The sequence below is a fragment of the Frankia sp. AiPs1 genome (assembly GCF_023716945.1).
Taxonomy (GTDB): Bacteria; Actinomycetota; Actinomycetes; order Frankiales; family Frankiaceae; genus Frankia.
Genome location: NZ_JAMQQF010000321.1, coordinates 1 through 6,497, shown reverse-complemented (window position 1 = coordinate 6,497; position 6,497 = coordinate 1). Strand labels below are relative to the sequence as shown.

The following is a 6,497-nucleotide window of genomic DNA, read 5'->3' as shown; positions in this document are numbered from 1 at the left end:
AGGGCGGCGGGGGCGGTGGCCGGGGTGGCGGCGGTGGCGGTGGCGGTGGCGGTGGCGGAGGCGGTGGCGGAGGCTGGACCAGCGCGGTCGCCGAGCAGTCGGGTGCCGTCGGGGAGGTTGCCGGTGGCGGCGGCGTGGCGCAGGTACTCCCACAGGGTGCGCTGGAGTTCGACGGCGGCGCGGGTCGGCTCGACGTCGCGGCGCCGCGCCAGCCCGATCGTGCGCTGCAGCCCGGGTGCCACGAAGGGAGTCACCCGCATGCCGAGACGGCGGGCGACCATGCTCGGGATCACGGCGCTGCCGAGCCCCGCCGCGACAAAGCCGAGCACCGCGTCCATCTCGCCGCCCTCGATCGCGAAGGTCGGTTCGAAGCCGACCTCCCGGCAGGCCGTCACGGTGGCCTCGCGCAGGTCGTAGCCGCGCCGGAACATGACCAGCGGGTGGTTGCGCAGGTCGGCTACATTCAGTGAGCGACCGGTGACGACCGGCGGTTCGTCGAGGGAGGAGACCAGGACCAGGCTCTCCCGGATGAGCGGGGAGGTGACCAGGGCCGAGTCGGAGCTCTGCAGCGGCAGGATGATCAGGGCGAGGTCGAGGTCGCCACCCGCGAGGTCGCGGACCAGGTCCCGGGAGCCGCCCTCCTCGACCAGCAGGCGGATGCCCGGGTAGCGCTGGTGGAACAGGCGCAGCACGTCGGGCAGGAAGCCGGTGCACAGGCTCGGCGTCGCGCCGAGGCGGACCGTGCCGTGGCGCAGGTCGAGCAGCTCGTTGACGCGCTGGCGAGCCGTCTCCGTGTCGGCGAGGATGCGCCGCGCCAACGGCAGCAGCGTCTCCCCGGCCGCGGTCAGGCTGATGTTGCCCCGAGCGCGATTGAACAGTGGTGTGCCCAACTCCTGTTCGAGCGCGCGAACCTGTTGGGACAGTGAGGGTTGCGCCACATGCATCCGCTGCGCGGCCCGGGTGAAATGACGGGTCTCCGCGACGGCGACGAAATAGGCGAGCTGGTGGAACTGCACACCGGCCAGCGTAGACCTCGATAGCAGCCGACTATGGAGTCCAGGTTTATCATGTCTTGGACCACTCGAGGCCCCGGCTCTAGGGTGCGGGCGTGGCTGTAACAACCCCGACGCGACCGGCGCCCGCTGGACGCCCCCCGCGCCCCGCGCGATCCTCCTTCGCTCCGTTGAACTTCTGGCGTTCGACGATCGGCAAGAAGACCGTGATGGCGGTCACCGGTCTGCTGATGCTGCTGTTCCTGATCGTCCATATGCTCGGGAACCTGAAGATCTTCTTCGGCCCAACCGACTTCGACCACTATGCCCACTGGCTGCGCACGATCGGGAATCCGGTCCTGCACGAGACCTGGTATTTGTGGATCCAGCGGTTCGTACTGGTAGTGGCCGTGGTGCTACACGCCGTCACGGCATACCAGCTCAGCCGACGTGATCTGAAGGCCCGGCCGACGAAATACTCCCACCACCAACGAGCCAAGGCCGGCTACGCCACGCACATCATGCGTTACGGCGGTATCACCCTGGCGCTGTTCATCGTTTACCACATCCTCGACTTCACCACGCTCACGCTCAACCGCCACGGAGTCCACGGCGCCGCCTACGACAACGTCGTGTCGAGCTTCAGCGTGTGGTGGGTCACGGCCATCTACATCGTCGCCATGATCTGCCTGGGCCTCCACATCCAGCACGGTTTCTGGAGCGCCGCCCAGACCCTCGGGTACAACCGGCCGAGCCGCGACCGCGCCTTCAAGGGTGCGGCGACGGGTCTCGCCGTGCTTCTCACGGTGGGATTCCTGATCGTTCCGGTGTCGGTCCTCGCCGGCCTCGTCGACTGAGCACGAAAGAGCTGACATGTCGTTCTACAAGCTCGGCGATGACATCGCCGACACCACTGCGCCGGACGTGCCGATCGAGCAGCGCTGGGACAAGCGCCGCTTCGACGCCAAGCTGGTCAACCCGGCGAACCGGCGGCGACACAGCGTCATCGTCGTGGGGACGGGTCTGGCCGGCGGGGCCGCCGGGGCGACCCTCGCCGAGCAGGGCTACCACGTCATCCAGTTCTGCTACCAGGACTCCCCGCGCCGGGCGCACTCCATCGCCGCGCAGGGCGGCATCAACGCCGCGAAGAACTACCGCAACGACGGCGACTCGGTCTACCGGCTGTTTTACGACACGGTCAAGGGCGGCGACTTCCGGTCCCGGGAGTCCAACGTCTACCGGCTCGCTCAGACGTCGACCCAGATCATCGACCAGTGCGTGGCGCAGGGCGTGCCGTTCGCCCGCGAGTACGGCGGCCTGCTCGACACCCGGTCGTTCGGCGGCGTGCAGGTCGCGCGTACCTTCTACGCCCGTGGCCAGACGGGCCAGCAGCTCCTGATCGGCGCATACCAGGCGCTGTCGCGCCAGATCGACGCCGGCGGCGTGGAGATGCACGCGCGCACCGAGATGCTGGACCTGATCGTCATCGACGGCCGCGCTCGCGGCATCGTCGCCCGTGACCTGATCACCGGCGAGATCTCGACCTACCTGGCCGACGCGGTCGTGCTCGCCACCGGCGGGTACGGCAACGTGTTCTACCTGTCGACGAACGCGAAGAACTCCAACGCGAGCGCGATCTGGCGGGCGCACCGGCGTGGGGCCTACTTCGCCAACCCGTGCTACACCCAGATCCACCCGACCTGCATCCCGCGGTCGGGCGACCACCAGTCCAAGCTCACCCTGATGAGCGAGTCGCTGCGCAACGACGGCCGGATCTGGGTGCCGAAGAACCCGGGCGACACCCGCTCCCCGGACCAGATCCCCGAGGCGGATCGCGACTACTACCTCGAGCGCATCTACCCCGGCTTCGGCAACCTGGTCCCCCGCGACATCGCCTCGCGTGCGGCGAAGAACCAGTGCGACCTGGGCCGCGGGGTCGGCCCCGGCGGCCTGGGCGTCTACCTCGACTTCGCCGACGCGATCAAGCGGATGGGCGAGCCCGCCGTCCGGGAGAAGTACGGCAACCTGTTCGAGATGTACGACCGGATCACCGGCGAGGACCCGTACAAGGTCCCGATGCGGATCTACCCCGCCATCCACTACACGATGGGTGGCCTGTGGGTGGACTACGACCTGCAGAGCACCATCCCGGGCTGTTTCGTCGTCGGTGAGGCGAACTTCTCCGACCACGGCGCCAACCGGCTCGGCGCGAGCGCGCTGATGCAGGGCCTGGCCGACGGCTACTTCGTGCTGCCGCCCATGCTCGGCAACTACATCGCCTCCACCAAGCTCGACAAGGTCGACGCCAGCCACCCCGAGGTGACCGCGACGGTCGCCGAGGCGACGGGCCGCCTGGACCGGCTACTGTCGATCAACGGCGAGCGCACCGTCGACTCGTTCCACCGCGAGCTCGGCGAGATCCTCTGGAACGAGTGCGGGATGGCGCGCACCGAGGACGGCCTGCGCAAGGCGCTCGGCCGCCTGCCCGAGCTGCGCGAGGAGTTCTGGCGTTCGGTGAAGGTGCCGGGCAGCGGCGCCAACATCAACCAGAGCCTGGAGCGGGCCAACCGGGTGTCGGACTTCCTGGAGCTCGGCGAGCTGCTCTGCGTCGACGCGCTGCACCGCGAGGAGTCCTGCGGCGGTCACTTCCGGGTCGAGAGCCAGACCCCGGACGGGGAGGCCCGCCGCGACGACGACCGGTTCGCCTACGCCGCCGCCTGGGAGTTCGGTGGCACCGGCGGCGCCCCGATCCTGCACCGGGAGCCGCTCGAGTTCGACTACGTCCATCTCGCCCAGCGCAACTACGCGTGAGAGACGGGGTCGGACAGCCATGAACCACGAAGCAGCACTGATCAACGTGCAACCCACGATCCACCCGCAACCCATGACCCACCCGCAACTCATGATCGACTCGCAAACCATGATCGACGCGCACCCCATGACCCGCGCGCTCCCGCAGAACCACGACAGTGCAAGGAGCCGACCGTGAAGCTCACCCTGCGGATCTGGCGCCAGGCCGGCCCGGCCGAACCCGGCCGCATGGTGGCCTACGAGGTGCCCGACGCCAACCCGGACATGTCCTTCCTGGAACTGCTCGACGTGCTCAACGAGCGGCTGACCCTGGAGGGCGAGGACCCGGTCACCTTCGACCACGACTGTCGCGAGGGCATCTGCGGCTCCTGCGGCGTGGTGATCAACGGGCAGGCGCACGGGCCGCGGGCCCTGACCACCACGTGCCAGCTGCACGTGCGCTCGTTCTCCGACGGCGACGTGATCGACATCGAGCCCTGGCGCTCGGTCGCGTTCGGCGTGCTGAAGGACCTGATGGTGGACCGGTCGGGGCTCGACCGGATCATCCAGGCTGGCGGGTACATCAGCGCCCCGACGGGCAGCGCCCCCGAGGCGCACTCCACGCCGGTGCCGAAGCCGATCGCGGACACCGCGTTCGACAACGCCACCTGCATCGGCTGCGGGGCCTGCGTCGCCGCCTGCCCGAACGGCTCGGCGATGCTGTTCACCTCGGCGAAGGTGGCGCACCTCAACAGCCTGCCGCAGGGGGCGCCGGAGCGGGCGAGCCGCGTGCTCAACCTGGTCGAGGCGATGGACGCCGAAGGCTTCGGCGGCTGCACGAACACCGGCGAGTGCACCAACGCCTGCCCGAAGGGCATCCCTATGGACAGCATCGCGACCCTCAACCGCGAGTACCTCCGCGCGTCCCTCGGCCGCAAGTAGCTCGCCTCGCCCGACCCGGAACCCTCCGGACGGGCACGAAGGAAGCCGGCGCGCGCCCCGTCGACAGCACCTCCGTCGGCGGGGCGCCGCCGTCTGCGGGACTCCGCCGTCTGCGGGACTCCGCCGCGTGGCAGCCACCTGGCGGGCAGCCACCTGGCGATGCCTGGAGACCCCGAAAATCGTGGCATAAGTCGCGGATGGGACGGAACGGCAGCGCCGCCTCGGCTGTCGGCGGACCATGGTGACGGTGGACAGGCGGGCACGGGACGTTCCCGATCAGGTGGCGGTGATCGGCGGCGGGATGGTCGGGCTGTGCGTGGCCTGGTTCCTGCAGGAGCGCGGGGTGCGGGTGACGGTCTTCGACCGGGACCGGCTCACCACCGGGCCGACCTGGGCCGGCACCGGCTCGTCCTGGGGCAACGCGGGCTGGCTCACCCCCGGCCTCGCCACCCCACTGCCCGAGCCGGCGGTGCTGCGCTACGGGCTGCGGGTGCTGCTGCGGCCGGACTCACCGGTGTACGTGCCGCCGGTCGCCGATGCCGGGCTCGCCCGCTTCGTCGCCGGATTCGTCCGGCACAGCACGACCGGTCGCTGGCGGCGGGCCATGCGGGCGCTCGCACCGCTGACCCGGGCGGCCCTCGGCGCGTTCGACGAGCTCGCGGCGGGCGGCGTCACCGCGCCGACCCGGACCGCCGCGCCCTTCCTCGCCGGCTACCGGGACCGTGCCGACCTCGACGCGCTGCTCGTCGAGCTCGCCGAGGTACGCGCGGCCGGCCAGCCGGTCGACGCCGAGGTGCTCGACCCCGTCGCCGCCCGCGACCTCTCCCCGTTGCTGTCCGAGCAGGTCCGGTACGTCGCCTCCGTGCACGGGCAGCGGTTCTGCGACCCGGGGCGCTTCGTCGCGGCCCTCGCCGAGAGCGTGCGGGCCCGCGGTGGCGTGCTCCACGAGTCGACGGCCGTCGCCGGCATCCGGGAGGTCGGTGACCGGGTCGAGGTGCTCGGCCCGCTCCCGGCGGCGGGCGCGTTCGACGCCGCGGTCCTCGCCACCGGCGCCTGGCTGCCCAGGCTGGCCCGGCCCTTCGGGGTCCGCCTGCCCGTGCAGGCCGGCCGCGGCTACAGCTTCCACGTCAGGACCGAACAGCCACCGAGCGGGCCGATCTACTTCCCGGCCTCCCGGGTGGCCTGCACGCCCATCGGCGACGGCCTGCGAGTCGCCGGGATGATGGAGTTCCGCCATCCGGACGCGCCACCGGATCCGCGGCGCACCCGCGCGGTCGTCGAGGCGACGCGAGGCCTGCTGCGCGGGGTCGACCTCGACACTCGCACCCACGAGTGGGTCGGGCCGCGTCCCTGCACCCCGGACGGGCTGCCGCTGATCGGCCCGACCGCGTCGCCGCGGGTGTTCGTCGCGGGCGGCCACGGCATGTGGGGCATCACTCTGGGCCCGGTCACCGGCCGGCTGCTCGCCGATGCCGTCGTCGCCGGCACCCCCGCAGCAGACCTGGCCCCCTTCGACCCGCTGCGCTGACCCGCGGGTCCGCCACGCTGGCTGAGTGCGGCCGGGGTGGGCAGTCTCGCCCTCCCCGGCCGCACCGGCCGCCGTTACCGGGCTCGATCAGGCCTCGGTACGGGGAGTGGCGCCGGCGACCCGACGACGCCGGGCCGCGACCCGCAGCAACGCACCGCCGCCAAGCAGGGCCACCGCGATCGAGGCCATGGCTCCGGTCTCGACACCGGTGAAGGGCAGCGCGCCGCCGGCGGGCGCCGCGGCAC

Annotated in this window: 5 protein-coding genes; 4 read left to right on the top strand and 1 reads right to left on the bottom strand. The window is 71.3% G+C overall.

The window, feature by feature from the left end; genetic code table 11:
- The coding region (locus tag ND748_RS21820) for a LysR family transcriptional regulator (protein WP_251747844.1) at positions 1-1,016 on the bottom strand (1,016 nt) is incomplete at its 3' end.
- Between the two features lie 206 nt (positions 1,017-1,222).
- Between ND748_RS21820 and ND748_RS21815 the strand changes: the two genes are divergently transcribed.
- The 4 genes from ND748_RS21815 to ND748_RS21800 all read left to right on the top strand — a co-directional run bounded on the left by ND748_RS21815 (position 1,223) and on the right by ND748_RS21800 (position 6,252).
- Positions 1,223-1,849 (top strand): succinate dehydrogenase cytochrome b subunit, encoded by a 627-nt coding sequence (locus tag ND748_RS21815; RefSeq protein WP_251747843.1) that lies wholly within the window; start codon positions 1,223-1,225, stop codon positions 1,847-1,849.
- 16 nt (positions 1,850-1,865) lie between these two features.
- Positions 1,866-3,803 carry a fumarate reductase/succinate dehydrogenase flavoprotein subunit gene (locus tag ND748_RS21810; RefSeq protein ID WP_251747842.1) on the top strand — a complete coding sequence of 646 codons (1,938 nt, stop codon included), beginning with the start codon at positions 1,866-1,868 and terminating at the stop codon, positions 3,801-3,803.
- A gap of 174 nt (positions 3,804-3,977) precedes the next feature.
- Entirely contained in the window at positions 3,978-4,724 is a 747-nt protein-coding gene (locus ND748_RS21805) for a succinate dehydrogenase/fumarate reductase iron-sulfur subunit (RefSeq protein ID WP_136447311.1), read from the top strand.
- A gap of 238 nt (positions 4,725-4,962) precedes the next feature.
- Entirely contained in the window at positions 4,963-6,252 is a 1,290-nt protein-coding gene (locus ND748_RS21800) for an FAD-binding oxidoreductase (RefSeq protein WP_251747841.1), read from the top strand.
- The last annotated feature ends 245 nt before the right edge of the window (positions 6,253-6,497 follow it).

Bases quoted from the DNA above. Each gene is read 5' to 3' on its own strand.
- ND748_RS21815 (WP_251747843.1), top strand. From the start codon at position 1,223: ATGGCGGTCACCGGTCTGCTGATGCTGCTGTTCCTGATCGTCCATATG.
- ND748_RS21810 (WP_251747842.1), top strand. From the start codon at position 1,866: ATGTCGTTCTACAAGCTCGGCGATGACATCGCCGACACCACTGCGCCG.
- ND748_RS21800 (WP_251747841.1), top strand. From the start codon at position 4,963: ATGGTGACGGTGGACAGGCGGGCACGGGACGTTCCCGATCAGGTGGCG.